We start from the raw sequence: 26,798 nt of genomic DNA, 5'->3' as shown, positions 1-26,798 counted from the left end.
CGGGAGTTGCCCGTGCCCGACACCGCGACCGGCGGCGGCAGACAGCGGCAGCACCCCGACGGCCGAGTCGAACTCGACTCGACCGCCGGGGAGTTGCCTCCCAACGGTTTCACCAGCGACGATCTGCGACCGGTCCCGGTGGCACGGCGCACCTGGACCACGTACAACTTCCTCGCGCTCTGGGTCGGCATGGCCCACAACATCCCGTCCTGGACACTGGCTTCGGGCCTGGTGGCGATCGGGATGGACTGGAAGCAGGCGGTACTGACCATCGCGCTCGCCAACCTGATCGTGCTGGCGCCGATGCTGCTCACCGGGCACGCCGGCACCAAGTACGGCATCCCCTTCCCGGTGTTCGCCCGGGCCTCCTTCGGCCTGCGCGGTGCCAACCTGCCCGCCCTGCTCCGGGCGGCGGTGGCCTGCGCCTGGTTCGGGATCCAGACCTGGATCGGCGGCGAGGGGATCTTCCTGCTGGCGGGCAAGCTGCTCGGCCAGTCCTGGCGCACAGCCGGGGAGTTGGGCGGCTATCCGTGGACGCAGTGGCTGTCGTTCCTGCTGTTCTGGCTGCTGGAAATGGCCATCATCGCCCGGGGAATGGAGGCGCTGCGGCGCTTCGAGAACTGGGCGGCGCCGTTCGTCATCGTCGGCGCGCTCGCGCTGCTGGCCTGGATCACCGTCAAGGCGGGCGGGTTCGGCCCGCTGCTCGACCAGCCGTCCACGCTGGGGTGGGGCAGCGGGTTCTGGAAGGTCTTCTTCCCGTCGCTGATGGGCATGATCGGGTTCTGGTCCACGCTGTCGCTCAACATCCCGGACTTCACCCGCTTCGGTGGCAGCCAGCGGGCCCAGATCCGGGGCCAGGCGCTCGGCCTGCCGACGACGATGACGCTCTTCGCGTTCCTGTCCGTGCTGGTCACCTCGGGCTCCCAGGCCGTGTACGGCGAACCGGTGTGGGATCCGATCCAGCTCGCCGCCAAGATGGAGAACCCCGCCGGCATCCTGTTCGCGCTGCTGACCGTCCTGGTCGCGACGCTGTCGGTGAACATCGCCGCCAACGTCGTCTCGCCCGCCTACGACCTCGCCAACCTGCTGCCCCGGTTCGTCAACTTCCGCACCGGAGCGCTGATCACGGGCGTGGTCGGCATCGCCATCTTCCCGTGGCGGCTGATCGCCGACCCGCACGTCTACATCTACACCTGGCTGGGCGTCGTCGGCGGACTTCTCGGCACCGTCGCCGGAGTCCTGATCGCCGACTACTGGCTGCTGCGCGGCACCCGCCTCCAACTCGCCGAGCTCTACCGCCCGGGCGGGGCGTACTGGTACACCGGGGGCTGGAACTGGCGGGCCGTCACGGCACTGCTGGTCGGCGGCCTGCTGGCGGTCGGCGGCTCCTACTCCACCGTCGACGCCCACGGCGCGAAACAGGGCCCCTTCCCGGCGGACGGCCTCATCCCCTTCCTCAAACCCCTGGCCGACTACGGCTGGGCGGTCGGCCTCGCGGCGGCGTCGGTGGTGTACGTCCTCCTTGCCGGTCTCTTCGGGGGTCTGGGCGGACGGAAGGCGGCGCGCGGCGGAGGGGTGACGGCGGGCGGGTGACCGGGACAAGTGACAGCCGACAGGTAACAACCGACAGCTAACAGATGACAGCTGACAGAGTTCGAAATCTGTCAGCTGTCATCTGTTACCTGATATCCGTTTGCTGACTGTTGCCCCCGTCACCAGCCGCCATCGCTGTGACGCGGTCCACAGCGGTGAGGACCTTGGCGGTGCCGTCCTCGGTGGCGAGGGTGGCGGCGATGGACTGCGCGCGGGTGCGGTGGTGAGGGGTGTCGAGGGCGCTGCGGATCGCGGTGGCGAGACGCGCGGAGGTGAGAGCCCGGAGGGGGACGGGGCCGGGGGAGACGCCGAGGGCGGCCAGCCGGGCCGACCAGAAGGGGGCGTCCAGTTGGGCGGGGACGGGGACGGTGGGCGTTCCGGAGCGGAGGGTGGCGGCCGTCGTTCCGGCGCCCGCGTGGTGGACGACGACGGCCGTGCGGGGAAACAGCCAGTCGTGCGGGGTGTCGCCGATGGTCAGGACGGTGTCCGACTCCTCGGCGGCCAGCCCGCTCCACCCCGACTGCAGCAGGAGGCGCACTCCGGCGGTGCGGGCGGCAGCTAGCACGGTGGCGGTGAGTCGTTCGGGATCGGGCACCACGAGGCTGCCGAAGCCGACGAAGACCGGCGGCGGCCCGGCGGCGAGGAAGTCGAGCAACCGGGCCGGCGGCTGCCAGTCCGGCTGTGCGGGCGGCCACCAGTAGCCCGCCACGTCCAGGCGGGGGTGCCAGTCGGCGGGGCGGGGGACGACCGTCGGCGAGAAGCCGTGCAGGACGGGGTGGCGGCGGCGGGCTCGGGCGATGCCCTGCGGCGGTAGGCCGAGCCGGCGGCGCAGACCGCGGACGGCGGGCGCGAACAGCTGGTCGGTCACGGCCCGGACGGCGTGCCCGGCGAGCAGGTTGCCGGGCCGGGACAGTGATCGGGTGCCGGTGACGGCGGGGGCGAACTCCCGGGTGGGTGCCATGGGTTGGAGGAACAGTCCGATGGTGGGGACGCCGGCCGCCTCGGCGGCGACCTGGCCGAGCGCGCTGGTGGTGCTGGTGGTCAGCAGGAGGTCGGTGCCGAGGGCGACGGCCTCGACGATGCCGTCGCCGAGTGCCGGCATGAACCTCCTTCCGAGACGCAGGAGTTGAAGGATCTCCCCAGCCCCGCTGCCGGCCCGCAGCAGCCGCCGCCCATGCTCGGAGGCGAGTTCGGCGCGCGGATCGAGCGGCAGCGGCCGGAACTCCAGCCCGGCAGCCCGGACGGACTCCGCGAAAGAGGCGTGGGTGGCGACGGCCACCTGATGGCCGGCCGCACGGAGGTGGACCCCGAGCCCGGTGAAGGGGGCGACGTCCCCCCGGGATCCGGCGGTGGCGACCAGGATGCGCATGGGCGCAGTATCCCGGCGCGGACGCCCTGCGGGAAGGAAGCCACGCGCGGCCGGCGCCGTGAGGAGCGGGCGGTGGCCGGCTCCGACGCCGCGCCCTGCGGCGGGCGGAACCGGGCGACGAGCGGTGGCGTCCTCCGGAGCAGAGCGGACGGACGGGGCCGTCGCGCCAGACGGGAGGGACGACGGATGAGCATCATCGCGTGGATCGTGCTGGGGCTGCTGGCGGGTGCGCTGGCCAAGCTGCTGCTGCCGGGCAAGGACCCGGGCGGCCTGATCGTGACCACCCTGATCGGCATCGCCGGGTCCTTCGTCGGCGGCTGGGTCGCGTCGCACTTCCTGCACCGGTCGATCACTGCCCACTTCTTCGACGGGGCGACCTGGGTGTCGGCGATCGGCGGCGCCCTGGCACTGCTGGTCGTCTACCGGCTGCTGTTCGGCAACTCCCGCCGCTGATGGGCGGTTTCGACGGGAACCTGAGCTGACGGGACCGGCTTCCCGGGGCTGTCGGGTGTCCGGCCGGGTGGCCGGTTCCGGCCGGTCGTCCCGCACCCCGGAAACCAAGCCGCGCCCTCCGGCGTCCTTCGGACCGGGCCCGGTGTCTCGGCGGGGCCGTCACGCCGATGACGCGAGGGGCGACTGATGAGCTGGATGGCGTGGATCGTCCTTGGCCTGGTTTCGGGGACCATGGCCCGGATGGTGCTGCCAGGGAAACGCGAACGAGGTCTGATCGGAAGCACCCTGATCGGAATCACCGGCTCCTACGTGGGCACCTGGATCGTCACGCACTGGATGCACCGGTCGGTGAAGGTGAGCTTCCTCGACATCACCACCTGGGTCTCGGCGATCGGCGGCGCGGTGGTGCTGCTGTTCAGCTACGGGGTGCTCGTCCGCATCCTCCGGCGCTGACCGGAGGCGCAGACCGCGGCTGTCATCCGGCCGTCAGGCCGCGCCGGCCGACGCCTCCGCCACCCAGCCCGGCAACTCCTCGCGGGCGTGCAACCAGCCGTCCGGGACGTCGGCGAGCCCGGTGCGGGCGGCCACCACCCCGGCGGCGATGGCGCACGTGGTGTCCGTGTCGCCCCAGCCCTCCAGGGTGTGCCAGAGGGCGTCGGGCAGCGAGTCCAGGTGCCCGGCGGCGGACCAGAGGGCGAACGGGACGGTGTCCGGGGCGGAGATCAGGGCACCGGAGCCGAGTACCGTGGCGGCGTGTCGGACGCTGGTGTGCTCGGGCAGCCGGGCGGCGATCCGCAGGCCGGAGCGCACGTCGCTCACCGGCAGCCGGCCGGCGATCTCGGCCAGCAACTCCGCCCGGCCGGGAGCGGTTCGGCCACGGCTCCGGACCGCGAACGCGGCCGCGAGGGCGACCGCCACCGCGCCGGTGACCGCCTCCGGGTGGAAGTGCGTGGTGAGCGCCTGCAGTTCGGCTTGCCGGGCCACTTCGTCCAGGTCGTCGGCGAACCACGCGCCCATCGGGGCGACCCGCATCGCGGCGCCGTTCCCGTACGAGCCCTGGCCCTCGAACTGGCCGGCGGTGATGGCGCGCCAGTGGCCGCCGGCTCCGATCCCGCGCAGCACCCGGTGCATCGAAGGGCCGTACTTTCGTCCGTACTCGCGTGCGTACTCGGCGGCGAACTCCTGGGCCAGCGCGTCCTGTCCGACCTCGCCCCGGGCGATCAGATGGCGCACCAGCACGAGGGCCATCGCGGTGTCGTCGGTCCAGTGCCAGGGCGCGCGGCGGACGAGGCGTGCGGCGAGGGCGCTGGGCGCCTCGTCCACCGGGACGGAGAACCAGCGGTCGCCGAAGGCGTCGCCGAGGGCGAGCCCCTGCAGACTGTCCAGCACCGGGCCTGCCGCACGCATGTCATCCTCCAGACGAGATCAACTGTGTGCGGCAGTCTGCCGGACGGGCGGGGCGCCAACCACCGGATATCCTCGGGGTGTCGAAGCCCCGCCCGCCGACGATGGCACCTCAGAGAAACTGGCGGAGCGTCACTTCGCCTTCAGGCCGCCGAGGACGAGCTTCCAGACCGCCTCGAAGCGGTCGTCGACGCCCGGGGCGGACCAGGTGGACGCGTAGGCCGGATCGTGGAACGGGGCGGTGGCGTCGAAGACGGCGCGGGCGGTGTTCAGGATGTGGGCCAGCTTGAACTCCTTGCTGTCCATGCCGTCCTGGACGATCTGCGAGATCTGCTTGACCAGGGTGTCGATGTGCGCGTCGACGGTGCCGCTGGTCTCCTCGACCAGCACCATGTAGGTCGCGAACAGCTCCGGGTCCTTGAGCGCCTTCTTCCGCTTGGCCGCGAACAGCGTCGTCAGCCAGCGGTGCAGCCGCTCGGCGGCGGAACCGCCCTCGATGGAGATGGCCGAGAGCTCGTGGTGGGCCTGGTCGAGCCAGCGCTGGGTGACCGCCTCGCGCAGCGCGGCCTTGCTCGGGAAGTGGCGGTAGACGCTGCTGTGGCTGACGCCGAGGATGCGGGCGACGTCCACGACGGTGGCCTTGGCCGGGCCGAACCGCCGGAGGACGTCCTCCGCCGCGATCAGGATCTGCTCGGCGGTGAGTGTGGTGTCCGTGGTCACGGGGAGGGTCCGTCCTTAGGGTCGTGCGGTCGGGTGGTGCTGCGGTCCGGGCCGGTCGGGGCCGGCCGGCGGGACTGGTGGGACGGTGGGCCGGACCGGTCAGTGCTCGCTGTCCAGGTGGGCCATCTGCGCCGCAGCGTACCGGTCACCTGCGGCGGAGCCGGCGGGGACGGCCGCCTCGATGGCGGCGAGCTCGGCCTCGGACAGCGTGACGTCCAGCGCGCCGAGCGCCTCGGTCAGGCGCTCCCGGCGGCGGGCGCCGACCAGCGGGACGACGTCCTGACCGCGCGAGGCGACCCAGGCGATGGCCACCTGCGCGACGCTCGCCCCCTTCGCGGCGGCGATCCCGCGCAGTGCCTCGACCAGCGCGAGGTTGTGCGCCAGGTTCTCGCCCTGGAAGCGCGGACTGCGGGTGCGGAAGTCGGTGCCGGTGAGGGCGCGCTTCTGGTTCCAGTGGCCGCTGAGCAGGCCGCGCGACAGCACGCCGTACGCGGTGATGCCGATGCCGAGCTCGCGGGCCGCGGGCAGGATGGCGGCCTCGATGGAGCGGGTGAGCAGCGAGTACTCGATCTGCAGGTCGCTGATCGGGTGGACGGCGGCGGCGCGGCGCAGGGTGTCGGCGCCGACCTCGGAGAGGCCGATGTGGCGGACGTAGCCGGCCTTCACCAGGTCGGCGATGGCGCCGATGGTCTCCTCGATCGGGATCTTCGGGTCGAGACGGGCCGGACGGTAGACGTCGACGTGGTCGGTGCGCAGGCGCCGCAGGGTGTAGCTCAGCGCGGTCTTGGTGGCGGCGGGGCTCGTGTCGTAGCCGACCCACTGGCCGTCCGGGCTCCGCTGGGCGCCGAACTTGACGCTGATCTGCACGTTCTCGCGGTCGCGGCCGCGCAGTGCCTCGTGGATGAGCAGCTCGTTGTGGCCCATGCCGTAGAAGTCGCCGGTGTCGAGCAGGGTGATTCCGGCGTCGAGGGCTGCGTGGATGGTGGCGATGCTCTCGGCCTCGTCGGCGGGGCCGTACATGTCGGACATGCCCATGCAGCCGAGGCCGAGGGCAGAGGTGACGGGCCCGGCGGCACCGAGGCGGCGCTGGGCGGGGCGGGTGGTCGAGGACATGGGCACTCCAGGGTCCGGGGGCGGGCGCGGCGCCGGGCGGTGACGGCGGGGCGCGGGCAGGGTGGCCCGGGTGTCACTATGGCACGACAGCGAACAGAATTCAAAATCTGTTCGCTGTCGTCTGTTATCTGAAAGTTGAAATCTGTCGATTGTCATCTGTTAGACACCCGCGGGCGGTGTCCGATCGCCAGGAGCCCAGTCCTCGCGCCCGCCCGGAGCGCGAAGGAGGTGGGCGCGGGCGGGCGGCAGATTGCGCCAGACCGTGCGCGTGCCCAGCCCGTACGCCGACTCGAACTGCCGCAGCAGCCGCACCACCGCCCGGTGGCGGGCGCCCCGCCGGGGCCCCGAGGCCAGCGTTCGCGCCGTCGTGGTGCCGAGGTACCCGAAGTACGTGAGTTCGCCGCCGGGCACCAGCAGCCGCAGGTAGAGGTCGAGGATGTCGCGGACCTGGCCGGGCGCGAAGTTGGTGAACGGCAGCCCGGACACGATCACGTCGTACCGCTCGCCGGGGCCCGTCGTCCTGCCCTCCTCCGGTCCGGTCTCCTCCGGCCCGGCCCCCGCCGGCGCCGCGGGGTGCTGCCGTGGCAGCTCCTCGACCCGGCAGGCCGACAGTCGCAGTTCGACGCCCGGGTGGCGTGCGGCCAGCACCGGGTCCTCCCTGAGCCGGTCGGCGAACCGCGGGTTCGCCTCGACGACGTGTAGCCGGTCGCCCGGGCGAAGCACCCGGACGAGGCGGCGGGTCACCGCACCCGTGCCGGCGCCGACCTCCAGGACGGAGATCGGCCGGGCCGGGCGGCTGATGACCGGCACCGCCAGGGCGTTCACCAGGCCGGTGCTGCTCGGCGCCAGCGCCCCGGTGTCATGGAAGGTCCGCATAGCCTCGGCGAGGAACAGCAGAAGATCTGCGCCGGCGCCGGATGAACTGCACTGGGACGAAAGGGAGTCGGGCGCGTGGCGGAGCTGTTCGGTGGTCATGCCATCGACGCTAGGCAGGGCGGGAGCGCCGCGAATCGGCCGGTCAGCGGCGCCGGCCCCCGACGAAAGTCGAGGGTGCGGTTACCCGGAAGACAGGGGCGCTCCGGAACCGACCACCCCTAGCATCGAGTCCGACGGCCCTGAGGGAACGGGTGCGAGGAGGGGAGGAGGAGCCCGATGCGCAGGATGCCGCTCGGCTGGTACGGCCCGGAACACCGGCCCTGGACCGACACCTTGCTGCTGCTCGGCGTGCTCGCCCTCACCGCCGAGGAGGTCCTGGCCCAGTGGCTCCACTCCGACGGTCCGCTGCGCGTGCCGCGAACGGTGGTGGCCGCGCTCGCCTCGCTCTCGCTGCTGTTCGCGCGTCGCCACCCCGTCGCCTCCGCCGTGCTGCCGGTGCTCACCAGCGGGCTGTTCAACCGCGCCTTCCCCGGCCTGTTCAGCGTCTTCCACCTCGCCCACCTCGGCCGGACCGGCCCGGCGGTGGTCGGCGGCGTGGTCATCGCGGTGGTCGGCGCGGCCGGTGCGGAGTCGCTGGTCGGGTGGGCCGGCACCACTGGATCCCAACTCCTCGTTCAGGCCGCCACCCTGTCCTTCGGCCTGTGGCTGCACGGCAGACGGGTGCTGATCCGTACCCTGCACGACCAGGTCGACGTGCTGCGCCGCGAGCGCGAGTTGCGCGCCGAACAGGCCCGGGCCGCGGAACGCGCCCGGATCGCACGGGAGATGCACGACGTGCTGGCCCACCGCCTCAGCCTGCTGGTGCTGCATGCCGGGGTGCTGCGTGACCAGGCCCGGGCCGGCACCGTCACCGACGACGAGGACCGGCTCACCCACCGCCTCGAACTGCTGCGCACCACCGCCGCCAGCTCGCTCGACGACCTGCGCGACGTCCTGGGCGCGCTGCGCGCCGACCCGCCGGTGCAGCCCCCCGTGAGGGAGGAGTCCCTGGTGCCCAGCGGGGACGCGCAAGTCCCGGCGCCCGCTCTGCGCGATCTCGCCGAACTCGTCGGCGAGGTCGCGCAGGCCGGGCAGCAGGTCGAACTTGCCCTGTCCGGAGACCCGGAGACCGTCCCGACCACTCACCGGCTGGCCGTCCACCGCCTGGTCCAGGAGGCGCTGACCAACGCCCGCAAGTACGCGCCCGCCGCGTCCGTCACCGTCCGGGTCGGCTATGGGCCACCGGCGACCACTGTCGAGGTGTGCAACGGCCCGGGCGAGGCGCCGTCGGACGCGCCGGGCACCGGGGGCGGGTACGGCCTGGTGGGGTTGAGCGAGCGGGTCGGCGCGCTCGGCGGGCACCTCGACGCGGGCCCGGACGGCCGCGGCGGCTTCCGGCTCTCCGCCCGGTTGCCCGCGGCGGACCGGCCGCCGCAGCGGACGGTGCCCGAGCCGACGCCCGAGCCGGTGCCCGGCCGTACCGGCGGACCGCCCCCGATGGCGAACCAGCCGGGGCCGCCGAAGCAGCGGGGCGGACCGAACCAGTGGGGCCGACCGAACCAGCCGAAACAACCGACGCAGCATCCGAAGGACATCGCATGATCCGAACGATGGTGGTCGACGACGACGCACTGGTCCGCCTCGGCCTGGTCGACCTCCTCAGCCAGGACCCGGCGCTCACCGTGGTCGCCGAGGCCGCCGACGGACTGCAGGCCGTCGAGCTGGCCGGGTGCCGACGGATCGACGTCGCCCTGATGGACATCCGGATGCCCCGGCTCGACGGCATCGCCGCCACCCGGCGACTTCGCGAACTGCCCGACGGCCCGCGGGTCATCGCGCTCACCACCTTCGACCTGGACGAGTACGTGTACCAAGCGCTCGCCGCAGGGGCCGACGGCTTCCTGCTCAAGGACACCCCGCCCTCCGAGATCGCGCGGGCCGTGCACGTCGTCGCGGGCGGCCAGGGGATGCTGCACCCGGCGGCCGCACGGCGCCTGATCGACCGCTACCACCGCGTCGGAGCCCCCAGGTCGGTCGCCGCCCGCAGCCGGGTCGCCGGACTCACCCCGCGCGAGACCGACGTGCTGCTCGAACTCTCCGGCGGGCTCTCCAATGCCGAGATCGCGGGCGTCCTGGGGATGCGCGAGAGCACGGTCAAGGCGCACGTCAGCCGGATCCTGACCGGGCTCGGCGTCGGAAACCGGGTCCAAGCCGCGCTGCTGGCGCGCGATGCGGGGCTGGTGGGGGACGGTGCGTGAGGGCGGCGGGCCCGTCCACCTTCCAGCGGCGGCGGAGCCTCCCGCGGCAATGCAGGGCAACACAGGGCAATGCAGCGCGATGCAGGTCAATGCTGGGTAACGCGGGACGATATACGGCGGGGGCACCGGGCTCGGCGGGGCATCGCACCAGCCGGTGTTCATGCGGTCGTTCCTCGGACGTTCCCGTGGGGTCAGGCCGGGCGGAGGACAGGCTTCCCTGAGCCGTCGCGTGCTCCCGATTCGTACCGGGCGCTGAGCCGTTGTCACCCATCCGGCGTGGAAATGCCGTGCCTTGGCGGTTTGCGCTGCCGAACTCGGGCGGCGGGTCCATGGTGGAGATGGGCGCGATCCGGCGACCGCGCCCGCGCGCCGAACCAGGCCCGCGTGCCGTGCGCCCGCCGCGATTTCTCCGACGGGTGTCCGAGGTCGGGCCCGGAACCGGCACGCTGGGAGCAGGGCCACCTCGCAGGAAACCGAACGGTTCTTCTAGGCTCACATCTCGGCTTCCCTGCGGCGGGCCGGCCACTGTGCCCGCCGCCAGGAGGCCGCCGTCCACGGGGCTCCGGGCGGACCGGGGCCACCGGATCGAGCGAGGAGGACGCAATGCCAAGCACGCCGCCCAGCCGTTGCACCGCACTTGGGCCAGACGGGCCGCTCCGGCGGGCCGCCGATCATCCCGGCCGATCGCGGCGGTCCGGTCGGGCTTGGTACCCGGGCTGGAGCGGTCGGCCGGTACGGCCGCTGAATACCGGCGGCGGCCGCGGAGGCGAACGTTGAGTCCCCAGATCGTCGGGTCGCCCGCCGCACCGGGAGCCGCCGCGGAACCCGACCGAGCCCAGGTCGCCCTCCCGGCCGCCGCTGACGGCGAAGTCCCCGCCGTGACCACTGCAACTGCCGTAACCACTGCAACTGCCGTGACCGCTGCGACTGTCGTAGCTGCCGGAATTGCCGTAACTGCAGCGACTGCCGGAACCGTTACGCCCCGCGCAACCGCCGCAGCGACAGCCACGGTCGCCGCCACCACGGCCCCGGCCGCCGCCCCTGCCGCACCCGCCACACCGGCCACACCGGCCGCCCCTGCGGACCCCGCCGCCCCTGCCGCCGCGAACGCTCCGGTCACCGCGGCGCTGCCCGGTCTACCGCAGGCGCTCAGCGCCCGCGCCCGTACCCTCGCCGGTGCCGTCCGGCGCCGCTGCGTCGACCTGGCCCGGATGGAGTCGCCGAGTGGGGACGCCCCCCGACTCGACGCACTGGCCGAGGAGTTGGCCGCGGGTTTCCGTGCCACTGGCGCCACCGCCCGCCGCGAACCCGGTCCGGCGGGCGACCACCTCGTCCTGGAGTGGGAGGGGCGGGACGAATCCCTGCCGCACCTGCTGATCGTCGGCCACCATGACACCGTCTGGCCGGCCGGCACCCTGGCGGACTGGCCGGTCACCGAGCAGGACGGTCGGCTCACCGGCCCCGGCGTGGTCGACATGAAGGGCGGACTCGCCATCCTGGAAGGCGCGTTGGCGCTGCTCGCCGATCTGGGCGAACGGCCGCACCGGACGGTGCGGCTGGTCGTGGTGTCCGACGAGGAGGTCGGCAGTCCGGACGGGCGGCGCCTGGTCGAGCGCCAACTTCGTGGCGCAGCAGCGGTGTTGGGGCTGGAACCGCCGCACCCCGACGGTCGGTTGAAGACCGCGAGGCGTGGCAGCACCCGGGTGCGGCTCACGGTGACCGGCCGCGAGGCGCACGCGGGCAACGACGCCCACGACGGGGTGTCGGCGGTCGACGAGCTGGTGGACCAGCTGGTGGTCGTCCGCGGCCTCGCGGGCCAGCCCGGTACCGAGCTCAACGCCGGTCGGATCAGCGGTGGTTCGCGAGCCAACGTGGTCGCGGGCCGGGCCGAGGCCGAGCTCGGCCTGCGGTTCGCCACCGGCGAGGCGCAGCGCCGTACGCTCGACAACCTCGCCCGGCTCACCGCCCTGCGTCCGGGTGCCCGGGTGCGGACGGAGGTGCTGTCCAGCCGTCCGGCCTGGCCCGAGCGGACCGGCAACCCGTTGCTGCGACACGTACGTTCGCTCGCCGCTGTGCTCGGGCAGCAGTTGGACGGCGCCCCGGCCGGCGGGGCGGGGGACACCAACCTGCCGGGCTCGCGCGGGCTCCCGACCCTGGACGGGTTCGGCGCGGTGGGCGCCGGGGCCCACGCCCGGCACGAGTACATCCGGCTGGACCAGCTCGCCCCCCGGATCGCCCTGCTGGCGGCGTTGCTCGCCGTCCCCCTGCCGCGACTGCGCGACCGTACGGAGGGATGAGCGGGCGGTGGGCTGCCGTCGACGGCGGAACAGCGAACAGCTGACTGGTGACAGCTGACAGCCAACGGATAACAGCCAACGGACAACAGGTAACAGCTGACAGATTTCGAAATCTGTCAGCTGTTACCTGTTACTCGTCTCCGCGCCTTGCCATCCCTCCGCCCCGCCGCGCAGAATAGTACCGACCGAACGGTCAGTCGGTTGAAATTCTGGGGCTCCGGAGCCCCAGGGCTCCCGGGCGACGCGAGCTGCGCCCGAGCGGACCGGCACGGCAGGACGTAGCAGGACACGAGAGGGGACCGTGGTGACAGCAGAGGTGGCCGAGGCGCTCCCCGCCCAGACGCCGGAGGACCGGTTCGAGGCGGTCGTCACCGCCGAGCAGCGGATCGAACCCAGGGACTGGATGCCCGATGCCTACCGGGCCACCCTGATCCGCCAGATCGCCCAGCACGCCCACTCCGAGATCATCGGCATGCAGCCCGAGGGCAACTGGCTCACCCGGGCCCCGTCCCTGCGCCGCAAGGCGATCCTGCTCGCCAAGGCCCAGGACGAGGCGGGCCACGGCCTCTACCTCTACGCCGCGGCCGAGACCCTCGGCGTCGACCGCGCAGAGCTCACCGAGAAGCTGATCTCCGGCCGCCAGAAGTACTCCTCGATCTTCAACTACCCGACCCTCACCTTCGCCGACGTCGGTGTGATCGGCTGGCTGGTGGACGGTGCGGCGATCTGCAACCAGGTCCCGCTCTGCCGCTGCAGCTACGGCCCGTACGCCCGCGCGATGGTGCGGATCTGCAAGGAGGAGTCGTTCCACCAGCGCCAGGGCTACGAGCTCCTGATGACGCTGATGCGCGGCACCGAAGCCCAGCGCCGGATGGTCCAGGACGCCGTGGACCGCTGGTGGTGGCCGTCGCTGATGATGTTCGGCCCGTCGGACGCCGACTCGCCGAACTCCGCCCGCTCGATGGCCTGGCGGATCAAGCGGCACAGCAACGACGAGCTGCGGCAGCGGTTCGTCGACATGTCCGTCCCGCAGGCCGAGCACCTGGGCGTCACGCTCCCCGATCCCGAGCTGCGCTGGAACGAGGAGCGCGGCGGCTGGGACTTCGGCGAGCCGGACTGGTCCGAGCTGAACCGGGTCATCCGTGGCCAGGGCCCCTGCAACGCCCAGCGGGTCGAACGCCGTCGCGCCGCCCACGAGGACGGCGCCTGGGTGCGCGAGGCGGCCGTCGCGTACGCGGCCAAGCGCGCCGCCGAGCAGGTCACCGCGGCTGCCGCCCAGCACGCCCAGCACGCCGAGCCCGTCACCGAACAGGAGAACGGAAAGTGACCGAGTCCAAGGCCGGCTGGCCGCTCTACGAGGTGTTCGTGCGCCCCCGGCGCGGGCTGAACCACGTCCACGTCGGCTCGCTGCACGCCTCCGACGACCGGATGGCGCTGCTCGCCGCCCGAGACCTGTACACCCGCCGTAACGAGGGCGTCAGCCTCTGGGTGGTCCGCTCGGACGCGATCACCGCCTCCACTCCGGACGAGCGCGACCCGTTCTTCGAGCCCAGCGGCGACAAGGTCTACCGCCACCCGACCTTCTACGACATCCCCGAGGATGTCCCGCACATCTGACGGGGGAACCGCCATGCAGGACCGCACCGCCACCGCCGCAGGCGCCGACCAGGACGACCACGTCTACCTGAGCCTCGCCGAGGCCACCCCCGGCCCCGAGGGAGAGGGCCGCTGGGCGTACGGGACGGGCTTCGCCGACCCGCTGCTTGGCGTGGACACCACCCTGCCCGCCGGTCTGGACGGCGCCGACCTCGCCGCCTACTGCCTGATGCTGGGCGACGACGCGCTGGTCCTCTCCCAGCGGCTGATCGAGTGGTGCACCCGGGCGCCCGAGCTGGAGGAGGAGGTCGCGCTCGCGAACCTCGGCCTCGACCTGCTCGGCCAGTCCCGACTGCTGCTCACCCGGGCCGGCCAGGCCGACGGCTCCGGTCGCACCGAGGACGACCTGGCGTACTGGCGCGAGGACCACGAGTTCCGCAACGTCCGGCTGGTGGAGACGCCGAACGGCGACTTCGCCCACACGATCGCCCGGCTGCTGCTGTTCGCCACCGCGCGCGGCGCCCTCTACGAGGCGCTGAGCACCCACCCCGACCCGGTGCTGGCGGCGGTCGCCGCCCGGGGCGTCAAGGAACTGGCGTACCACCGCGAGTACGCCACCGCCTGGACGCTGCGCCTCGGGGACGGCACGCCGTACTCCGCCGAGCGGATGCAGGCCGGGCTGGACGCCGTCTGGCCGCTGCTGGAGGAACTGTTCACGGCGCACCCGGTGGAACTGCGGGTGGGCGTCGACCCGGCGAGCCTGCGCGAGCCGGTGCTGCGCGCGCTCGCCGCCGTCCTCGCCGAGGCCGGGCTGACCGTGCCGGAGGTGCCGCCGTTGGCCACCGTCCTCGGCAGGGCCGGCCGGGACGGCGTGCACACCGAGGCCCTGGGCCCGCTGCTCGCCGAACTGCAGGTGGTGGCCCGCGCCCACCCGGGGGCGACGTGGTGACGAGCGACGCGGCGACGCACCCTGCGGACACGACGGCGGACACCGCTGTGGCTACGGACCGCGACCTGGCCTGGGCGGTCGCCGCGGCCGTCCCGGACCCGGAGCTGCCCATGCTCACCCTGGCCGACCTGGGCGTTCTGGCCGGGGTCGAGGTGGACGGCGGCAGCGGCGCGGTCACCGCCTGGCTGACCCCGACCTACTCGGGCTGCCCCGCCGTCGCCGAGATGGCCGCCGACGTGGACCGCCGACTGCGCGCGGCCGGGCATCGGGACGTCCGGGTGCGCCTGCGGCTGGACCCGCCGTGGTCCACCGACCTGATCACCGCGGAAGGCCGCCGCAAGCTGGCCGAGGCGGGCATCGCGCCGCCGCGCCCGACCTCCGCCGTCGGGCCGACCGAGCCGGTTTCGCTCACCCTCGGCCCGACCCGTGCCGGAGCTGTTATCCGTGCCGGGGCCGTGCCGCGTACCGGAGCAGCCGCCCCCGTGCCCTGTCCGCTCTGCGGCGGCGCGGAGACGGAGGAGCTGTCCCGCTTCGGTTCCACCGCCTGCAAGGCGCTCTGGCGCTGCCTCACCTGCCGGGAGCCGTTCGAACGCGTCAAGGAGATCTGAATGCTCGCCGCTTCCTCCGCCGGCACCCCGGCGACCGACACCCCGGTGACCGACTCCTCGGCAACCGAGATCCCGGCGGCCGACGTGTCGGCGACCGCCGCCCCGGCGACCGGCATCCGCCCGGCCCGCCGCCCCACCTTCCGCCGACTGCGGATCGACCGGGTGGAGCGGCTCTGCGAGGACGCCGTGGCGGTGACCTTCGCGGTGCCGGACGAGCTGGCGGCCGAGTACGCCTTCCGCCCCGGGCAGACCCTGACGCTGCGCAAGGTGGTGGATGAGGTCGACGAGCGCCGCTCGTACTCGATCTGCGCCCCCGTCGGGGGCCCGCTGCGGATCGCCGTCCGGGAGGTGCCCGGCGGGCTGTTCTCACGCTGGTTGGTGCGCGAGGCGCGGCCCGGCGAGGAGGTGGAGGTCCTGACGCCCTCGGGCCTGTTCACCCCCGAACTCGGCGTCCCGGCCGACCACGTGCTGCTCGCGGCCGGTTCCGGCATCACCCCGATGCTGTCGATCGCCGGTTCGGTGCTGGCCGCCGACCGCCGCTCCACCGTCACCCTGCTCTACGGCAACCGGCGCAGCGACACCGTGATGTTCGCCGACGAGCTGGCGGACCTGAAGGACCGCTACCTCGCCCGCTTCCAGCTGGTCCACGTGCTCTCCCGGGAGACCAGGGACGCCGAACTGCTCAGCGGCCGCCTCGACCCGGAGCGGGTACGGGCGCTGCTGGCGGCGCTGGTGGACGTCGGGAGCGTCGGGCACTGGTGGCTGTGCGGCCCGTTCGGCATGGTCGCCGCGGCCAAGGAACTGCTCGCCGAACTGGACGTTCCGGGTGAGCGCGTGCACCAGGAGCTGTTCCACGCCGAGGACGAGCCGCTCCCGGAGCGCGACGACGACTGGGACGGGGCTGGTGCCTCGTCCGACGGCGCGGGCGGCGTGCACAGCGACGTCACCGTCGTCCTCGACGGCCGCGGCAGCACCCTCTCCCTCCCGCGCGACCGCTCGATCCTGGACGGCGCCCAGCGCTCCCGCCCCGACCTGCCGTTCGCCTGCAAGGGCGGGGTCTGCGGCACCTGCCGCGCGCTGGTCACGGAGGGCGAGGTGGAGATGCGCCGCAACTTCGCACTGGAGGAGAAGGAACTGGCCGCCGGCTACGTGCTCACCTGCCAGGCCCGCCCCCTCACCGACCGGGTGACCGTCGACTACGACCGCTGAGCCGCGACCGCCGCGCCCAGCCGCCGTAACGCCACAGCCGTAACGCCGCAGCCGTCGCGCCGCGGCCCGCTCGCCGCAGGCTGTCCGCCCCACGCAGCCCGGCAGTCAGACGACGGCCGGGGCGGGCAGCTTCGCCGGATCCCCGAGGAGCTTGACCAGGTCGTTGACGGCCGCGCGACCGGCCCGGTTGGCGCCGACCGTGCTGGCGGACGGGCCGTAGCCGACCAGGTGGACGCGCGGATCGGCGGTGGCCCGGGTGCCGGTGAGCGCGATGCCGCCGCCGGGGGAGCGCAGTCCGAGCGGGGCGAGGTGGCCGACCTCGGGCCGGAAGCCGGTGGCCCAGACGATCGCGTCCACCGTCAGCTCCTCGTCGCCCCAGGCGACCCCGTGCTCGGTGAGGCGGTCGAACATCGGCCGACGGTGCAGCGCGCCCAACTCCTCGGCACGCCGGTAGGCGACGGACGGCCCGAGCCCGGTCACGCTCACCACGCTGCGCACCGGCAGGCCCTGCCGCACCCGCTCCTCGACCTGGGCGACCACCGCCCGCCCGTACTCGGGGGTGAACGGCCCGTCGTGGACGACGGGTTCGGAGCGGGTGACCCAGACGGTCTCGCCGACCGCCGCCACCTCCGACAGCACCTGGATCGCCGAGGCACCGCCGCCCACCACCAGGACGCGCTTGCCCGCGAACTCCTCGGGGCCGCGGTAGTCGGCGTAGTGCAGTCGACGGCCGGCGTAGTGGCCCGGGTAGTGCGGGATGAACGGGCGGGTCCAGGTGCCGGCGGCGTTGATCAGCGCGCGGGTGGACCAGGTGCCGCGGTCGGTCTCGACCAGCAGCCGGGAGTCCGGGTGCTCGGACTCGGCGCGTACGGCGTGCACGGCGACGGGGCGTACGACCGGGAGCGCGTGCCGGGCCTCATACGCCGCGAAGTACCCCGGCACCACCTCGCGGGCGGGGGCCTCGGGATCGGGCGGCGGGAGTTCGGCGTCCGGGAGGTCGTGGAAGCCATGCACGGTGGCCATCCGCAGGGACGGCGAGCGGTGCGCCCAGGCGCCGCCGGGCGTGGCGTTGGCGTCGAGGACGACGAAGCCGCCGTCGGCGTCCGCCCGGTGAGGCCGGTATGGCCGGTAGGGGGCGAAACCGCGGCGGCGCAGGTGGTAGGCGGCGGACAGGCCCGCCTGTCCGGCGCCCACCACCACGACGTCCACGCGCCGGGGAGCGCTGTTCGTTGCACCGTAAACAGTCACGCCGGTGAAACATCGGCGGCCCGGCGACTGTTCCCTGCCGCTCCCGCCGTTCCCCCCGTACCTGCGGACCTGCGGACTACCCGCGTCAGGCGGCGGGGGAGATCACCGCGGCGGTGCCGTAGGCACAGACCTCGGTGCCGACGTCGGCCGCCTCCGTCACGTCGAAGCGCATCATCAGGACGGCGTTGCCGCCGCGCGCCTTGGTCTGCTCGATCAGTCGCTGCATCGCCTCGTTGCGGCTCTCGACCAGGGTCTTCGTCAGACCGCGCAGCTCGCCGCCGATCAGCGACTTCAGACCGGCCCCGATCTGGCTGCCGAGGTGGCGGCTGCGGACGGTCAGCCCGAAGACCTCGCCGATCACGTGGTCGACCCGGAAGCCGGGGATGTCGTTGGTGGTCACGACCAGGACGTCGGCGTTCGGGCCCTGCCCGCCGCCGTACTCATTGATGTCAGCCATGGGACTCATCCTGCCGATGTCACGCGTCCGAGTGACCGAGGCAGGGCCGCGTCGTGGCCGAGAAGGCTTCGGGAAGCTGGCTCGGACCGGTGATCGGGCGGCCGAAAGGCCGTACCGTAGCCCCATGGGCGAGCGAAGCGATCATCCACAGGGGCCGGGCGCGGCGGAGGACTCCGGTGCGCAGGAGATCGAGGCGACGGTGGTGCTGGGCCTTCGGATCACCGACTGGCCGGCCCTGCGCGCGGCCGCGATCAGGGCCGTCGAGGAACTGGACTTCGAGGGCATCGACCCGGCCGGCCAGCGCCGAGAACTGCTGCGTGAGGTCACCGAGGACGCCAACGCGGCGCTCGGTGCCCTGCTGCACCCGGACCGGCTGGTGGCGGCCATCCCCGGCGTGGAGGCCGTCGGCGGCACGCTGGAGATCAGCGTCACCGAGGACTTCACCCCGGACTTCGCCGAGCTGTTCCCGCTGGAGGGCGAGGACGAGGAGGGCGGCGCGGGCGCGGACTGGACCCTCACCCCGCGCACCGCCTGCCTCCTGCACGCCCAACTGCTCGGCCTCGCCGACGCGGCCTACGACGACCTCGACGAGCACGGCGACGAGGCGGTCGTCGACGGCGAGGACGTGGACTGGACGGTCTTCGCCCGGCTGCCCCAGCGCACCTGGCGGATGCACCAGGGCTGGCGCCGCACGATGGCCCGGGCCTTCGACGACCTCGCCGACGACCTCGCGCTCGGCGAATGGCCGCTGCCGCGCTGCCTGGCCGAGGAGATCGCGCTGCGGATGGCGCTGGTGGACGCCCGGACGCTGCTCGGCGCGCAGCCCGAGTCGGTGGCGGACATGATGGGCGACCTTCCGGCCGACCTCTACGACTACGACTGGGACGGCTGCCACGACGAGCTGTTCGGGGTCTTCGGGCCGGACGACGGCGATCCGGAACTGAGCACGGAGCAGCGGACGGAGGTGCTGCTCGCGGCCACCCACCCGGAGGGCTGGTTCCTGATGTACGAGGACGCGGAGGAGCGGGATCCCCAGCGCGGCTACCGGCGCTGAACGAGCGCCGGGGCGTGGGGGCGTCGGCGCATTCTGGCAGCGGGGCGTCGGGGGGCCCGGTTAGGCTGCAGGCATGTCCGATGTGTCTGGTATGCGCGATGTGTCCATGGGTGGTCCGGGCGGGGAGGACGGCCTCATGGCCACCGTCGAAGAGTCCGATCCGGCGCTGGCCCGGATCGCGCTCGGGCTGGACGGCGTACGGGCGGCACAGCGCGGGCGGACCGCCGAGGCGCGGGCCAGCTTCGAGGCGCTCTGGGAAGCACTGGGCGAAAAGGACGTCTTCCACCGATGCGTGCTGGCGCACTATCTGGCCGATCTGCAGGACGACCCGCGGGCCGAGCTGGAGTGGGACCGGCGGGCCCTGGCGGCCGCCGACTCGCTGACCGACGAGCGAGCCCGGACGTACGAGTCGGCCCTCCAGGTGCGCGCCTTCTACCCCTCGCTGCACCTGAACCTGGCCTCGGACCACCTCAAGCTCGGCGAGCCCGACCTCGCGCGCGAACAGCTGGAGCGGGCGGTGCGCAGCCTCGACGCGTTGCCCGAGGACGCCTACGGGGCGGGGATCCGGGCGGCCGTGGACGAACTTCGGCAGCGGCTGCGCTGAAGGGGCGGAGTGAGCCGGGCCGGCCGAACGGGGCGGGCCGAACCGGGCGGGGAGGGGCTGGCATGCTGGACGGGTGACTTCTCCGTTCGATGCCCCGGCTTCCGCTCCCCTGCCTTCCTCCTCCTCTCCCGACCTCGGCGCCGACGCCGGCTCGGACCCTGACCCCGGCGCCGGCGACTCCCCGGCCGGCGAGGACCGCGACGAGCGGCCGCAGTACGTGCTGCCGCTGCTCGTCCGATTGGAGCGGGCCACCCCGCCGGGGCGGACGGACGCGCTGGAGACCTCGGCGCGGGCGGTGCTCACCCTGCTGGCCGACCCGCGGGTGACCGAGGTCGACGGCGAGTGGGCGGAGCGGGTCGCGGCCTGGGAGGACGCCAGGATCCGCAAGGTGGTTCGCCGGGCCCGGGGCGGGGAGTGGCGCCGGGCTGGCGAGCTGCCGGGGATCACGGTGCGGGGACGGGAAGCGGAGGTGCGGGTCTTCCCGCCGGTTCCGCTGGACGGCTGGCCGAAGGAGCTCGCCAAGCTGCAGGTCTCCGGGACGGACCTGGAGGAGACGGCCGAGGTCGGCGCGCCCGAGCCGGGGGTGCCGGTGCTGTGGCTCAACCCGGAGCTGGAGATGAGCGCGGGCAAGACGATGGCGCAGACCGGGCACGCCGCCCAGCTCGCGTGGTGGCGGTTGGACGAGGCGCAGCGCAAGGAGTGGGCTGAGTCCGGCTTCGCGCTGGCGGTGCGGGCGGCCTCGCCGGAGACGTGGGAGGAACTCGTCCGCAGCGGGCTGCCCGTGGTCCAGGACGCGGGCTTCACCGAGATCGCGCCCGGCAGCTGCACGGTGATCGCGGAGCATCCGGCGTTGCGGTGAAACGGCTGACGGGTGACAGATGGCAGCTGACAGATAACAGCTGACAGATTTCGAAATCTGTCAGCTGTTATCTGTCGCCTGTCACCCGTCGGTTCGGGAGCGGCTAGCCGTCGGAGGCCTCGTACCGGCGCATCGCCCGCAGTCCGCCGTAGGCCGAGAGGGCCGTCCAGGCCGCCATGATCAGCAGTCCGGTCCAGTGGCCGTAGGCGACCTGCGGGTCGTCGACGTACCGCATCGCGTACTGGCCGGCCCGGTCGGGCAGGAACTGGACCACCCGGCGGACTCCGGGGACGCCGCCGAGCAGCGGCGACAGGAGGAAGACGGTCGGGACCAGCAGCCCCAGGGCGGCGGTGAGGTTGCCGAGCAGGGCTGTCACCCCGAGGCAGAACACCACCAACAGCGCCTGGTAGAGCACCCCGGCGACGGCGCTGCGGGCGAGGGCGGGCCCGTCCCAGGCGCCGGGAACGGTGGCCGCGTACCCGGCGAAGGCGCCCGCCGTGTCGACGGCGCCGACGGTGAGGCCGACCAGGGCGCCCAACGCCAGCTTGGCGCCGTACAGTCGGCCGCGCCGGGGGACGGCGGTGAGCGACACGTCGATCATGCGGGTGCCGAACTCCGGGCCGATCAGCAGGATGCCGAAGCACGTCAGGGCCGCCTGGCCGAAGTTGAGCCCGTAGAAGACGCCGACGCTCGGATCGTCGATGATGTTGCGGTCCGAGCCGCCAAGGATGGAGCCGACGGCCGTGGTCACCCCGGCGGTCAGCAGGAGGGCGAGCAGCGGGGTGACCCAGAGCGAGCGGAGGGTGGTGAGTTTGATCCGCTCGGCTCGGAGGGCACGGAAGGCGTGGACGGCGCTCATGCGGCGGTCTCCGCCCGGTACTCGACGCTGTCGGCGGTCATCCGCATGAACGCCTCCTCCAGTGAGTCCTGTTGGACCGCGATCTCGTACAGCACCACGCCGTTGGCGGCCGCGAGCGCGGCGATCCGCTCGGGTTCGGCGCCGCTCACCTCCCAGGCGCCGCCGCCGACGTCGGTGGCGTCGAGGTCGTGGCCGGTGCCGCCGAGTAGGGCGGCCAGCTTGGTCGGGTCGACGGCGCGCAGCCGGATCCGGGTGCGGCCGTGGCGGTCGATGAACTCGGAGGTGGCGTCGTCGGCGAGCAGCCGGCCGCGCCCTATCACCACCAAGCGGTCGGCAGTGAGGGCCATTTCGGTCATCAGGTGGGAGGACACCAGCACTGCCCGGCCCTCGGCGGCCAGGTCGCGCAGCAGGGTTCGGATCCAGCGGATGCCCTCCGGGTCGAGGCCGTTGACCGGCTCGTCCAGCATCAGGACCGGCGGGTCGCCGAGCAACGCGGCGGCCACGCCGAGGCGTTGGCGCATGCCGAGCGAGAAGCCGCGGATCCGGCGCCCCGCCGCCTCCGCCAGGCCGACCTGGGCGAGTACCTCGTCGCCGCGGCGCCCCGGCAGCCCGTTGCTCGCGGCGAGCCAGCGCAGGTGACCGTGGGCCGTCCGGCCGCCGTGCAGGGCCTGGGCGTCCAGCAGTGCGCCGACTTGGCGCAGCGGGTCGGTGAGTTCGGTGTACGGGCGGCCGCCGACCAGGGCGCGTCCGGCGGTGGCGCGGTCGAGGCCGAGGACCAGGCGCAGGGTGGTGCTCTTGCCGGCGCCGTTGGGGCCGAGGAAGCCGGTCACCACGCCGGGTCGGACCTCGAAGGTCAGGTTGTCGACGACGCGCCTGCCGTCGTACTCCTTGGTCAGGCCCTGGATCTCGATCACGGCCGGGCTCCCCTCATCGTCGGAGCGAGCGCTTCGTCGGCGCTCGCCGTGCTGCTCCGGGCGGTGGCTCCATTGGACCGGAGGGCGCCGGTCCGGCGGATCCCGCCAGGGCGGGGAGCCGCCTCCCTCTCGGGAGGGAGGCCGCGGGCGACCTGCGCGGGAGCCCGCGGCCCTCGCTGACCTGGCAGGATGGCCCAATGCCCAGGAACCAGGCGGCTAGGAGCCGAGCGGCCAAGGAAGGATCGCCCGCCCCGGCGGGGCCCAGTGCGACGGCCTTCGGTGCGGCAGCGTCCAGGCTGCTCGCCCCGCTGATGGCCGGCGCCACGTACGGGCGGCTGCTGCACCTGCTGGTCGGGTGGATCTTCGCGGGCGTGGTGCTGATGATCTATCCGGGGACGTACCGGAAGGGCCTCGGCGCGATCGTGACGGCCGGCGTATCGCTGGACGCCGTGCTGCTCGCGCTGGTCGCCCTCGTCCCGGCGGCGCGGCGTGCGGAGGGGGTGCAGGCGCGGTTGCTGCTGGTGCCCGACCGCGAGGAGGACATCGCCACCGAGCCCTCCCGGAGCTGGGCCGACCGGCGGCGGACGGCCGGCTGGCTGATCGGGCGGGTCGCGCTCGGCTCGGTGGTCGGCTTCGCGACGGCCTTCGGCCTCGCGGCGGGCTTCGAGCGGCTGACCGGTCCGCACGCGCTCCGGTACCTCCCGCTCGTCCCGCCGGCGGTGCTCGGCTTCGGCTGGTTCCTGGTGTTCGCGGGGCGGATCCAACTCGCCATGGCCGTAAGGCTGCTGGGACCTTCCCCGGCGGAGCGGCTGGCGGAGGCGGAGCTGCGAGCCGAACGCCTGCTGGAACGCAACCGGTTGGCCCGCGAGCTGCACGACTCGATCGGCCACGCACTGACGGTGACGGTGCTTCAGGCGGGCGCGGCGCGCGAGGTCGGGGATCCGGCGTTCGTCGCGAAGGCGCTCGAAGTCATCGAGGAGACCGGGCGCCAGGCCATGGACGACCTGGAACGCACCCTCGTCCTGCTGCGCGAGACCCCGCCCGGGGCGAACGGCGGGGCCGCCGAACAGCCCGGCATCGCCCAGCTCCCCGCGCTGTTCGACACCGTGCGAGCGGCCGGCAGCCCGGTCGACGCGCGGATCCGGGTGCCGGCCGGCGCGCTGCCCGGCGTGCTCTCGCGCGAGTCCTACCGGATCGTCCAGGAGGGCGTCACCAACGCGCTCAAGTACGCACCCGGCGAGCCCGTCGACGTCCGGATCGCCTTTCAGGACGGGCAGTTGGAGCTGCGCTGCGCCAATCGGCTGCCCGGCGACGGGAGTCGACCCCTGGCCGGCGGGGCGCGGCTCCCGGCGGGCGGGGTGCGCAAGGGCGGCAAGGGCCTGCGCGGCATCCGCGAGCGCGCCACACTGCTCGGCGGTGCGGCGACGGCGGGAGCGGGCACGGCGGAGGACGGCAGCGGGGAGTGGGTGCTGAGCGTCCGGCTGCCCCTACGCTTGGGCTCGTGACGAACGACCTTGTGGCTGACGGCCGGACCGGGGGCGGCAGCGGGATGGCCGGGGGCACTACGGGAACGACGGACATCCTGCTCGCCGACGACGAGGAACTGGTCCGGGTCGGCCTGCGGGCCGTCCTGGAGGCGCAGGGCGACCTGCGGGTGGTCGGCGCGGCGGCCGACGGCGCGGAGGCGGTCGCCCTGGCGCGTGAACTGCGCCCGCACGTGGTGCTGATGGACGTCCGGATGCCCGTGATGGACGGACTCGCGGCCACCCGTGAGCTGCTGCGCCCGGGCGCCCCGGGCGAGCGGCCGCCGCGGATCCTGGTCGTGACCACCTTCGAGAACGACGACTACGTCTACCAGGCGCTGCGCGCGGGCGCCGACGGCTTCCTGCTCAAACGCTCCCGCCCTGCCGAGATCGTTCACGCGGTACGGCTGGCGGCGGCGGGCGAGTCGCTGCTGTTCCCGGCCGCGATCCGCCGCCTGGCGGCCGGGCACGGCAACCCGACCGCCCGTACGGCCATGGAACGGGCGGCGCTGACCGAGCGGGAGACGGAGGTGCTGCGGCTGGTCGCGCGCGGCCTCAGCAACGGGGAGATCGCCGAGCAGCTGTTCCTCGGTGTGCAGACGGTGAAGACGCACGTCAGCAGCGTGCTGGCGAAGTTGGGCGCGCGGGACCGCACCCAGGCGGTGATCGCCGCGTACGAGTCGGGGTTCGTCGAGCCGTCGGAGTAGCCCCGCCAGCCTCGCGGCGGGCAGGCGGGCAGGCGGGCAGGCGGGCAGGCGGGCAGGAGGTCGGAAGGGCGGCGCCGGGCGGAGCGTCAGGCCGGGTAGGCGTGCGTCTGGGTGGCCTTGACCGAGGCCCAGACCGCGACGCCCGGCGCCAGCCCCAGCTCCGCGACGGCGGCCGGGGTGACGTCGGCGGCCATCGGCAGGTCGCCGGTCAGATCGGCGCGGACCTGGGCGCCGTGCAGGTCCAGGCCGGTGACCTCGACCTTCCACAGGTTGCGCGCACTGGACTGTGGCCGCTCCCGGTAGAGGGTCACGGCGGAGGGCGGGAAGGCGACGAACGCCGGGCCGTCCAGCTCTTCGGTGGTGGCCAGGACGGTGCCGTCCGGGAGCGTGACCCGGCTGCCCTCGGCCCGGCCCTGGTACAGGTTCAGCCCGACCAGGCGGGCGATGTAGTCGGTACGCGGCCGCCGGGCGACCTCGGCCGGGCTGCCGGACTGCACCTCGTGCCCGTCCTCGATCACCACCAGCCGGTCGGCCAGCACCATCGCGTCCAGCGGGTCGTGCGTCACCAGGACCGCCACCGCCTCGAACTCGGCGAGATGGCGGCGCAGTCGGGACCGTACGTCGAGCCGGGTGCGGGCGTCCAGGGCGGCCAGCGGCTCGTCCAGCAGCAGCAGCCGGGGGCGGACCGCGAGCGCCCGGGCCAGGGCCACCCGCTGCGCCTGGCCGCCGGACAGCCGACCGGGGCGGGCTGCGGCGTGGTCGGCCAGCCCCATCCGCTCCAGCCAGACGGCCGCCTCGGCCCGGGCGGCGCGCTTGGGCCGGCCCTGGCAGCGCGGGCCGAAGGCGACGTTGTCGAGCGCGCTGAGGTGCGGGAACAGCAGGTAGTCCTGGAACACCACGCCGACCGGCCGTCCCTCGGCAGGGGTGTGCACGCGCCGCGCCGGGTCCTCCAGAAGCCGGCCGTCCAGGCGCAGATGGCCGCCGGTGAGCGGGAGCAGCCCGGCGAGGGCGCGCAGCGCGGTGGACTTGCCGGCGCCGTTGGGGCCGAGCAGCGCGACCACCTCGCCGGGGGCGGCGGTGAGGGCGAGGTCGAGGGTGAACGCGGCGCGCTCGATCCGCAGTCGGGCGTCGAGGGCGCCGCCGGTGGTGTGGTCGGTGATCATCGAGTCGGCGTCCAGGTGTCCGAGGGGGCGGCCCGGCTGCGGTCCATGGTGGCGGTCGGGGGCGCGGGCGGCGTCACGGCGTGGACAGCCAGCGGTCGCGCAGGCCGACCAGGACGGCGACGGAGACCGCCAGCAGCACCAGCGACAGCGCGATCGCGGCCTGCGGATCGGACTCCATGGCCAGGTAGACGGCCAGCGGCATGGTCTGGGTGCGGCCGGGGAAGTTGCCCGCGAAGGTGATCGTCGCACCGAACTCGCCGAGCGCCCGGGCCCAGGCCAGGACGGCCCCGGCGGCGATCCCCGGGGCGATCATCGGCAGGGTGACCCGCCGGAACGCGGTCAGCCGGGAGGCGCCCAGGGTCGCGGCCGCCTCCTCGTACCGCGGGTCGGCGGCCCGCAGCGCACCCTCGACGCTGATCACCAGGAACGGCATCGCCACGAAGGCCTCGGCGATCACCACCCCGGTGGTGGTGAAGGGCAGCGTGATGCCGAAGGCCGAGTCCAGCCAGGAGCCGACGATGCCGCGCCGCCCGAGCACCAGCAGCAACGCCACACCGCCGACCACCGGCGGCAGCACCAGCGGCAGGGTGACCAGCGCCCGGGCCACCCGCCGGCCCGGCAGCTCGGTACGGGCGAGCAGCCAGGCCAGCGGTACCCCCAGGACCAACGACACGGCGGTGGCCGCCGTCGCGCTGATCAGGGACAGGCGCAGCGCGTCCCAGACGGCGGTACTGGCGAGTTGTTCGGACAGGCCGCTCCAGGGCGCCCGGACCAGCAGGCCGACCAGCGGCAGGATCAGGAACGCCAGTCCCAGCAGCGCCGGGAGCAGCAGGGTGACCGGGACACGGTGCCGGTGCGAGCGGGGCCGCCGGCGCGGCACCGCCTGGCCGGTTCCGCCGGCCGGGTCGTTCCCGCCGGGGGAGCCG

The 26,798-nt window shown here is 73.8% G+C and carries 27 protein-coding genes; 16 read left to right on the top strand and 11 right to left on the bottom strand.

Annotation, left to right across the window (positions count from 1 at the left end; genetic code table 11):
• Nucleotides 1–12: 12 nt before the first annotated feature.
• Nucleotides 13–1,593 carry an NCS1 family nucleobase:cation symporter-1 gene (locus tag AC0B61_RS01395; protein WP_471738531.1) on the top strand — a complete coding sequence of 527 codons (1,581 nt, stop codon included), beginning with the start codon at nucleotides 13–15 and terminating at the stop codon, nucleotides 1,591–1,593.
• A gap of 85 nt (nucleotides 1,594–1,678) precedes the next feature.
• Here the strand turns inward: AC0B61_RS01395 and AC0B61_RS01390 are convergent, their stop codons facing one another.
• Nucleotides 1,679–2,962 carry a glycosyltransferase gene (locus AC0B61_RS01390; protein ID WP_471738530.1) on the bottom strand — a complete coding sequence of 428 codons (1,284 nt, stop codon included), beginning with the start codon at nucleotides 2,960–2,962 and terminating at the stop codon, nucleotides 1,679–1,681.
• A 186-nt stretch (nucleotides 2,963–3,148) separates the two neighbouring features.
• On the opposite strand from AC0B61_RS01390, the gene AC0B61_RS01385 reads away from it, so the two are divergent.
• Nucleotides 3,149–3,415, top strand: a complete 267-nt coding sequence (locus AC0B61_RS01385; protein ID WP_471738529.1) for a GlsB/YeaQ/YmgE family stress response membrane protein — start codon at nucleotides 3,149–3,151, stop codon at nucleotides 3,413–3,415.
• Nucleotides 3,416–3,601: 186 nt separating this feature from the next.
• On the top strand, nucleotides 3,602–3,868 hold the full coding sequence (locus AC0B61_RS01380) for a GlsB/YeaQ/YmgE family stress response membrane protein (protein ID WP_471738528.1): 267 nt from the start codon (nucleotides 3,602–3,604) through the stop codon (nucleotides 3,866–3,868).
• A 33-nt stretch (nucleotides 3,869–3,901) separates the two neighbouring features.
• Here AC0B61_RS01380 and AC0B61_RS01375 read toward each other — a convergent pair whose 3' ends face one another.
• The 4 genes from AC0B61_RS01375 to AC0B61_RS01360 form a co-directional block, all read right to left on the bottom strand.
• The gene (locus tag AC0B61_RS01375) at nucleotides 3,902–4,822 is read right to left on the bottom strand and encodes an ADP-ribosylglycohydrolase family protein (RefSeq protein WP_471738527.1); all 921 of its coding nucleotides are present in this window, start codon (nucleotides 4,820–4,822) and stop codon (nucleotides 3,902–3,904) included.
• Nucleotides 4,823–4,951: 129 nt separating this feature from the next.
• Nucleotides 4,952–5,539: a TetR/AcrR family transcriptional regulator gene (locus AC0B61_RS01370; RefSeq protein WP_471738526.1), complete on the bottom strand. Its 588-nt coding sequence runs from the start codon at nucleotides 5,537–5,539 to the stop codon at nucleotides 4,952–4,954.
• A 99-nt stretch (nucleotides 5,540–5,638) separates the two neighbouring features.
• Nucleotides 5,639–6,652 carry an aldo/keto reductase gene (locus AC0B61_RS01365; protein ID WP_471738525.1) on the bottom strand — a complete coding sequence of 338 codons (1,014 nt, stop codon included), beginning with the start codon at nucleotides 6,650–6,652 and terminating at the stop codon, nucleotides 5,639–5,641.
• Between the two features lie 159 nt (nucleotides 6,653–6,811).
• Nucleotides 6,812–7,627, bottom strand: coding sequence for a class I SAM-dependent methyltransferase (locus AC0B61_RS01360; protein WP_471738524.1), 816 nt, complete (start codon nucleotides 7,625–7,627; stop codon nucleotides 6,812–6,814).
• 177 nt (nucleotides 7,628–7,804) lie between these two features.
• Here AC0B61_RS01360 and AC0B61_RS01355 point away from each other — a divergent pair, with 177 nt between their 5' ends.
• The 8 genes from AC0B61_RS01355 to paaE all read left to right on the top strand — a co-directional run bounded on the left by AC0B61_RS01355 (nucleotide 7,805) and on the right by paaE (nucleotide 16,484).
• The gene (locus AC0B61_RS01355) at nucleotides 7,805–9,169 is read left to right on the top strand and encodes a sensor histidine kinase (RefSeq protein WP_471738523.1); all 1,365 of its coding nucleotides are present in this window, start codon (nucleotides 7,805–7,807) and stop codon (nucleotides 9,167–9,169) included.
• On the top strand, nucleotides 9,166–9,825 hold the full coding sequence (locus AC0B61_RS01350) for a response regulator (protein ID WP_471738522.1): 660 nt from the start codon (nucleotides 9,166–9,168) through the stop codon (nucleotides 9,823–9,825). The genes AC0B61_RS01355 and AC0B61_RS01350 overlap by 4 nt, the downstream gene beginning before the upstream one ends.
• A 1,211-nt stretch (nucleotides 9,826–11,036) precedes the next feature.
• A complete protein-coding gene (locus AC0B61_RS01345; protein WP_471738521.1) occupies nucleotides 11,037–12,122 on the top strand; it encodes a M20 family metallopeptidase in 1,086 nt (361 codons plus the stop codon).
• A 301-nt stretch (nucleotides 12,123–12,423) separates the two neighbouring features.
• Entirely contained in the window at nucleotides 12,424–13,449 is a 1,026-nt protein-coding gene (paaA, locus tag AC0B61_RS01340; protein ID WP_471738520.1) for a 1,2-phenylacetyl-CoA epoxidase subunit PaaA, read from the top strand.
• Entirely contained in the window at nucleotides 13,446–13,739 is a 294-nt protein-coding gene (gene paaB, locus AC0B61_RS01335) for a 1,2-phenylacetyl-CoA epoxidase subunit PaaB (protein WP_030234269.1), read from the top strand. The genes paaA and paaB overlap by 4 nt, the downstream gene beginning before the upstream one ends.
• A gap of 13 nt (nucleotides 13,740–13,752) precedes the next feature.
• Nucleotides 13,753–14,667 carry a 1,2-phenylacetyl-CoA epoxidase subunit PaaC gene (gene paaC / locus AC0B61_RS01330; protein ID WP_471738519.1) on the top strand — a complete coding sequence of 305 codons (915 nt, stop codon included), beginning with the start codon at nucleotides 13,753–13,755 and terminating at the stop codon, nucleotides 14,665–14,667.
• A gap of 47 nt (nucleotides 14,668–14,714) precedes the next feature.
• Nucleotides 14,715–15,275, top strand: a complete 561-nt coding sequence (gene paaD, locus AC0B61_RS01325; RefSeq protein ID WP_471738518.1) for a 1,2-phenylacetyl-CoA epoxidase subunit PaaD — start codon at nucleotides 14,715–14,717, stop codon at nucleotides 15,273–15,275.
• Nucleotides 15,276–16,484: a 1,2-phenylacetyl-CoA epoxidase subunit PaaE gene (gene paaE / locus AC0B61_RS01320; protein ID WP_471738517.1), complete on the top strand. Its 1,209-nt coding sequence runs from the start codon at nucleotides 15,276–15,278 to the stop codon at nucleotides 16,482–16,484.
• 105 nt (nucleotides 16,485–16,589) lie between these two features.
• On the opposite strand, the gene AC0B61_RS01315 is transcribed toward paaE, so the two are convergent.
• Nucleotides 16,590–17,732 (bottom strand): NAD(P)-binding domain-containing protein, encoded by a 1,143-nt coding sequence (locus AC0B61_RS01315; protein ID WP_471738516.1) that lies wholly within the window; start codon nucleotides 17,730–17,732, stop codon nucleotides 16,590–16,592.
• Nucleotides 17,733–17,817: 85 nt separating this feature from the next.
• Nucleotides 17,818–18,189 carry a YbjQ family protein gene (locus AC0B61_RS01310; RefSeq protein ID WP_224275238.1) on the bottom strand — a complete coding sequence of 124 codons (372 nt, stop codon included), beginning with the start codon at nucleotides 18,187–18,189 and terminating at the stop codon, nucleotides 17,818–17,820.
• 124 nt (nucleotides 18,190–18,313) lie between these two features.
• On the opposite strand from AC0B61_RS01310, the gene AC0B61_RS01305 reads away from it, so the two are divergent.
• The 3 genes from AC0B61_RS01305 (at nucleotide 18,314) to AC0B61_RS01295 (ending at nucleotide 20,706) form a co-directional block, all read left to right on the top strand.
• Nucleotides 18,314–19,243, top strand: a complete 930-nt coding sequence (locus tag AC0B61_RS01305; protein WP_471738515.1) for a hypothetical protein — start codon at nucleotides 18,314–18,316, stop codon at nucleotides 19,241–19,243.
• A gap of 136 nt (nucleotides 19,244–19,379) precedes the next feature.
• A complete protein-coding gene (locus AC0B61_RS01300) occupies nucleotides 19,380–19,847 on the top strand; it encodes a hypothetical protein (RefSeq protein WP_471738514.1) in 468 nt (155 codons plus the stop codon).
• A 73-nt stretch (nucleotides 19,848–19,920) separates the two neighbouring features.
• On the top strand, nucleotides 19,921–20,706 hold the full coding sequence (locus tag AC0B61_RS01295; RefSeq protein WP_471738513.1) for an aminoacyl-tRNA hydrolase: 786 nt from the start codon (nucleotides 19,921–19,923) through the stop codon (nucleotides 20,704–20,706).
• A gap of 103 nt (nucleotides 20,707–20,809) precedes the next feature.
• On the opposite strand, the gene AC0B61_RS01290 is transcribed toward AC0B61_RS01295, so the two are convergent.
• On the bottom strand, nucleotides 20,810–21,565 hold the full coding sequence (locus tag AC0B61_RS01290; protein ID WP_471738512.1) for a hypothetical protein: 756 nt from the start codon (nucleotides 21,563–21,565) through the stop codon (nucleotides 20,810–20,812).
• Nucleotides 21,562–22,479 carry an ABC transporter ATP-binding protein gene (locus AC0B61_RS01285; RefSeq protein WP_471738511.1) on the bottom strand — a complete coding sequence of 306 codons (918 nt, stop codon included), beginning with the start codon at nucleotides 22,477–22,479 and terminating at the stop codon, nucleotides 21,562–21,564. Before AC0B61_RS01285 ends, AC0B61_RS01290 begins: the two co-directional genes overlap by 4 nt.
• A 197-nt stretch (nucleotides 22,480–22,676) precedes the next feature.
• Here AC0B61_RS01285 and AC0B61_RS01280 point away from each other — a divergent pair, with 197 nt between their 5' ends.
• Nucleotides 22,677–23,984: a sensor histidine kinase gene (locus tag AC0B61_RS01280; protein WP_471738510.1), complete on the top strand. Its 1,308-nt coding sequence runs from the start codon at nucleotides 22,677–22,679 to the stop codon at nucleotides 23,982–23,984.
• Nucleotides 23,985–24,028: 44 nt separating this feature from the next.
• Nucleotides 24,029–24,709, top strand: a complete 681-nt coding sequence (locus AC0B61_RS01275; protein WP_471738830.1) for a response regulator — start codon at nucleotides 24,029–24,031, stop codon at nucleotides 24,707–24,709.
• A gap of 86 nt (nucleotides 24,710–24,795) precedes the next feature.
• On the opposite strand, the gene AC0B61_RS01270 is transcribed toward AC0B61_RS01275, so the two are convergent.
• Nucleotides 24,796–25,872 (bottom strand): ABC transporter ATP-binding protein, encoded by a 1,077-nt coding sequence (locus AC0B61_RS01270; RefSeq protein ID WP_471738509.1) that lies wholly within the window; start codon nucleotides 25,870–25,872, stop codon nucleotides 24,796–24,798.
• A 73-nt stretch (nucleotides 25,873–25,945) separates the two neighbouring features.
• Complete coding sequence (locus AC0B61_RS01265) at nucleotides 25,946–26,752, bottom strand: ABC transporter permease (protein ID WP_471738829.1); 807 nt, start codon at nucleotides 26,750–26,752, stop codon at nucleotides 25,946–25,948.
• Nucleotides 26,753–26,798 lie beyond the last annotated feature (46 nt).

It is taken from the genome of Kitasatospora sp. NPDC023385 (genome assembly GCF_055664045.1).
Note: the sequence above shows the minus strand (reverse complement) of the source record. Positions and strands in the feature narration are given on the sequence as shown.

Coding starts and splice junctions, on each gene's coding strand:
- AC0B61_RS01390 (WP_471738530.1), bottom strand. CDS start 2,962: ATGCGCATCCTGGTCGCCACCGCCGGATCCCGGGGGGACGTCGCCCCC.
- AC0B61_RS01385 (WP_471738529.1), top strand. CDS start 3,149: ATGAGCATCATCGCGTGGATCGTGCTGGGGCTGCTGGCGGGTGCGCTG.
- AC0B61_RS01380 (WP_471738528.1), top strand. CDS start 3,602: ATGAGCTGGATGGCGTGGATCGTCCTTGGCCTGGTTTCGGGGACCATG.
- AC0B61_RS01375 (WP_471738527.1), bottom strand. CDS start 4,822: ATGCGTGCGGCAGGCCCGGTGCTGGACAGTCTGCAGGGGCTCGCCCTC.
- AC0B61_RS01365 (WP_471738525.1), bottom strand. CDS start 6,652: ATGTCCTCGACCACCCGCCCCGCCCAGCGCCGCCTCGGTGCCGCCGGG.
- AC0B61_RS01360 (WP_471738524.1), bottom strand. CDS start 7,627: ATGACCACCGAACAGCTCCGCCACGCGCCCGACTCCCTTTCGTCCCAG.
- AC0B61_RS01355 (WP_471738523.1), top strand. CDS start 7,805: ATGCGCAGGATGCCGCTCGGCTGGTACGGCCCGGAACACCGGCCCTGG.
- AC0B61_RS01350 (WP_471738522.1), top strand. CDS start 9,166: ATGATCCGAACGATGGTGGTCGACGACGACGCACTGGTCCGCCTCGGC.
- AC0B61_RS01345 (WP_471738521.1), top strand. CDS start 11,037: ATGGAGTCGCCGAGTGGGGACGCCCCCCGACTCGACGCACTGGCCGAG.
- paaC (WP_471738519.1), top strand. CDS start 13,753: ATGCAGGACCGCACCGCCACCGCCGCAGGCGCCGACCAGGACGACCAC.
- paaE (WP_471738517.1), top strand. CDS start 15,276: ATGCTCGCCGCTTCCTCCGCCGGCACCCCGGCGACCGACACCCCGGTG.
- AC0B61_RS01310 (WP_224275238.1), bottom strand. CDS start 18,189: ATGGCTGACATCAATGAGTACGGCGGCGGGCAGGGCCCGAACGCCGAC.
- AC0B61_RS01305 (WP_471738515.1), top strand. CDS start 18,314: ATGGGCGAGCGAAGCGATCATCCACAGGGGCCGGGCGCGGCGGAGGAC.
- AC0B61_RS01300 (WP_471738514.1), top strand. CDS start 19,380: ATGGCCACCGTCGAAGAGTCCGATCCGGCGCTGGCCCGGATCGCGCTC.
- AC0B61_RS01290 (WP_471738512.1), bottom strand. CDS start 21,565: ATGAGCGCCGTCCACGCCTTCCGTGCCCTCCGAGCCGAGCGGATCAAA.
- AC0B61_RS01280 (WP_471738510.1), top strand. CDS start 22,677: ATGCCCAGGAACCAGGCGGCTAGGAGCCGAGCGGCCAAGGAAGGATCG.
- AC0B61_RS01275 (WP_471738830.1), top strand. CDS start 24,029: ATGGCCGGGGGCACTACGGGAACGACGGACATCCTGCTCGCCGACGAC.
- AC0B61_RS01270 (WP_471738509.1), bottom strand. CDS start 25,872: ATGATCACCGACCACACCACCGGCGGCGCCCTCGACGCCCGACTGCGG.